Below are 3,679 nucleotides of genomic sequence, written 5' to 3'. Positions count from 1 at the left end.
CGATAAGTAAATTAATTAAAAAATTATTGAAATCAAAATATCATTAACATTAGTACCCGTAGGACCTGTTATTATAAGATCATCAAGAGCCTTAAAGAATGAATATGAATCATTATTTTCTAAATACTTAAATGGATCAAGACCCTTAGCTATCCCCCTATCTATCGTACTACCATCTACAATAGCTCCCGCAGCATCAGTCATACCATCAATACCATCAGTACCAATAGAAGCAATAATAACATTCCTTAAACCCCTTATCCTAAAAGCAGCACTCAAACATAATTCCTGATTCCTACCACCAATACCACTCCCTCTCACAGTAACCGTCGTCTCACCACCAATAACAATACCAATCGGTTTATTGAAATTCGTCTCACCTCTTACAATCCCTTTTATAATATCACCAATAACACTACCAACATAACGAGCCTCACCCTCAACACTCGACGACAAATAAACCGCGTTTATACCAAGCATTTCTAACTCCCTAACAGCCACCCTACAAGCAAAACTATTATCAGCAATTATTATATTATGAACACGTTTAAAAATTGGATCATCAGATTTTGGCGTTTCTGGAACCTCACCCTTCACACCTCTTATAAGAAAATCCTTCACACGCTCACTAATACTTTCCCACAAAGCATACCGTTTTAATATATTAATCGCATCATCAAACGTTGTCGAATCAGGAGCTGTCGGGCCCGAAGCAATAACATCAATAGGATTACCTACAACATCCGAAATAATAAGACTAACAACAGTAGCAGGATACGCATGTCTTACAAGCTGCCCACCCTTCACCTGCGACAAATGCTTACGAACAGTATTAAGCTCCACTATATTAGCACCACGTAACATTAACGATTTTATTACCATACTCTTATCCTCTAACGTAATTCCATCAACAGGTAATGACATTAAAGCAGAACCACCACCAGAAATTAAAACTATCACCAAATCATTCTCATTCAGAGATTTTAATAACTCCAATATCATTTTAGCACCACTCACACTACTATGATCAGGTATTGGATGAGACGCCTCAAACACTTTAACACGCTTTAAAGGTGGTATCTTAGAACCACGAGGAACAATCACTAATCCATCACTAATTTTATTACCAAGAACACACTCTAAACCATAAGCCATCCCACCAACAGCCTTGCCAGCACCAACAACAAGAATCTTTCTAAACCCAGACAAATCTAACACAAAATCTTGAACAACAAGTCTATTATCAATAACTTTGACATTATTCTTAACCAAATTAATCGGATTCACAGAATCAAGCACCGCATTCAAAACATTTAACAACATCTTCCTAAACTCGTGCTCACTCATAATATTTAATCCTAAATAGATTAATATATCTTTTAACATTACTAACAATAACAGCAACTTTTATAGAAAAATTGTTCATCTTTATGCTCATATATGAACATTTAATGAAATCCTAAAATCTCATGATAATACCTAAGAATCAACTCCATTAATAAACCTCTATTATTAGCGTAAAGTGTTAGCAGTAAATAATATATGTATGCTTAAAGTTTAGTGTATGATATACATGTCGAAACTGAGCATTAGCAGTTATGATGCTATGCTTGATAGAGTTTATAGTAGTGTGAATGTTAAACCTGAACGACATACTAGATACGAAATACCAAAACTCATTTCATATAATGAGGGAGGCAAAACTATAATAACAAATTTTAAACAAGCATGCGAAAAACTTAACCGAAAACCTGAAGAACTCGCCAAGTTCCTTTATAAAGAACTAGGTGCCGGAGGAAACATTGATAACGAAAGATTAATACTCACAGGAAGATTCGAAAATGAACAAATAAATACTGTACTCAATTTATATTATAAACGCTACGTAATATGTCCAGTATGCGGAACACCAGATACAACATTAATCAAACAAAAGAAAATAGTTTACATGAAATGCCTCGCATGCGGAGCAGAAAGCCCCGTCCCAGAAGTTTAACCTTATTTACTTTTAGATTAATTTTAATTTACACAAATATATAAGAGACCAAATAGAAAAATTCTTTGGTGATAACATGCTCAGTAAAACATCTCGAATACCCGGATTTTACAAATTACCAATAGAAGAACGATTAAAAATCGTCGCAGAATATGCCGGTCTCACACAAGATGAAATCGAACTACTCAAAAAAACCGGAAATCTAGACCTATCCATCGCAGACAGAATGATAGAAAATGTAATAGGAACCATGGCATACCCATTCGCCATAGCAGTAAACTTCCTAATAAACAATCGCGACTACCTAATACCAATGGTAATCGAAGAACCATCAGTTGTCGCAGCCGCAAGCAACGCTGCAAAATGGGCCAGAGCAAAAGGCGGCATATTCACATCAAGCACAGGCCCCATAATGATAGGACAAATCCAACTAACACGCGTAAAAGACCCATGGGGAGCAAAGATGAAAATACTTGAACACAAAAACGATTTAATAAGAATAGCTAACGAACAAGACCCAACATTAGTAAACCTAGGTGGTGGTGCAAAAGATATCGAAGTCCGCGTAATAGATACTGCAAAAGGACCTATGGTAATCACACATCTAATAGTAGATGTAAGAGATGCTATGGGAGCCAACGCAGTAAACACAATGGCAGAAGCAGTCGCACCATACATAGAAGACCTAACCAACGGAAAAGTTTTCTTAAGAATCATAACAAACCTAGCCGATAAAAGATTAGTCAGAGCCAGAACAGTTATCGATAAAAATGAAATAGGCGGAGAAGAAGTAGTTGACGGTATAGTCGAAGCCTGGGCATTTGCAGCAGCAGATCCATACCGAGCCGCCACACATAATAAGGGAATAATGAACGGCATAATAGCCGTAGCATTAGCCACAGCTCAAGACCATAGAGCATTAGAAGCAGGCGCGCACGCTTACGCCGCACGCTTTGGACACTACACATCACTAAGCACATGGGAAAAAAATGAAAATGGCGACCTAGTAGGAACACTAGAAATGCCAATGGCAGTTGGATTAGTAGGAGGAGCAGTAAAAACACATCCAATAGCCAGAATAGCAATAAAAATCTTAGGCATAAAAACAGCTAATGAACTCGGAGAAATTATGGCAGCCGTAGGATTAATACAAAACCTAGCCGCACTAAAAGCACTAGTCACAGAAGGCATTCAAAAAGGTCACATGAAACTACACGCAAGAAACATAGCAATAATGGCAGGAGCAACACCAGACATACTAGATAAAGTCGTTGAAATAATGATCAACGAAGGAAAAATAAGATTCGACAGAGCCAAAGAAATCGTAGAACAACTCAAAAAACATTAACCTCTTTTTTCATAATGTCGCCATTCAGCATACATGAAATTTTAATATCACTTACGGCTTGGATCAAAAGCAAAAGACACACTATTTTTTATTACAAACGACTACACTATAAAAATAAAACAACTTTTTCATCACTATGAACCTATTAACGAAAGTAGAACATAACTAACATATCCAAAAGCAAGATCAATAAATAAGTTCCAATGAGATAATAGGTAATATTCTAATCTAAATCCATCTTATGAATAATTATGAAAATTTAAATAATTGCGTACAGACATGCATAGTAGTGATCGAATGAGTTCCAAAATTATATCTGTAAGACTTGATCGTGC

Annotated in this window: 3 protein-coding genes; 2 read left to right on the top strand and 1 reads right to left on the bottom strand. The window is 36.3% G+C overall.

The features are described from left to right. Positions 1 to 15: 15 nt before the first annotated feature. Positions 16 to 1,386, bottom strand: a complete 1,371-nt coding sequence (locus MRT15_RS09585; protein WP_304329869.1) for a glycerate kinase — start codon at positions 1,384 to 1,386, stop codon at positions 16 to 18. A 178-nt stretch (positions 1,387 to 1,564) separates the two neighbouring features. Between MRT15_RS09585 and MRT15_RS09580 the strand changes: the two genes are divergently transcribed. Further along, positions 1,565 to 1,996, top strand: coding sequence for a translation initiation factor IF-2 subunit beta (locus tag MRT15_RS09580; RefSeq protein ID WP_369684970.1), 432 nt, complete (start codon positions 1,565 to 1,567; stop codon positions 1,994 to 1,996). A 76-nt stretch (positions 1,997 to 2,072) separates the two neighbouring features. Continuing rightward, positions 2,073 to 3,344: a hydroxymethylglutaryl-CoA reductase, degradative gene (locus MRT15_RS09575; protein ID WP_304329867.1), complete on the top strand. Its 1,272-nt coding sequence runs from the start codon at positions 2,073 to 2,075 to the stop codon at positions 3,342 to 3,344. The last annotated feature ends 335 nt before the right edge of the window (positions 3,345 to 3,679 follow it).

It is taken from the genome of Candidatus Culexarchaeum yellowstonense (assembly GCF_024707025.1).
GTDB lineage: Archaea > Thermoproteota > Methanomethylicia > Culexarchaeales > Culexarchaeaceae > Culexarchaeum.
This window is presented reverse-complemented; position numbering and strand designations above follow the sequence as displayed.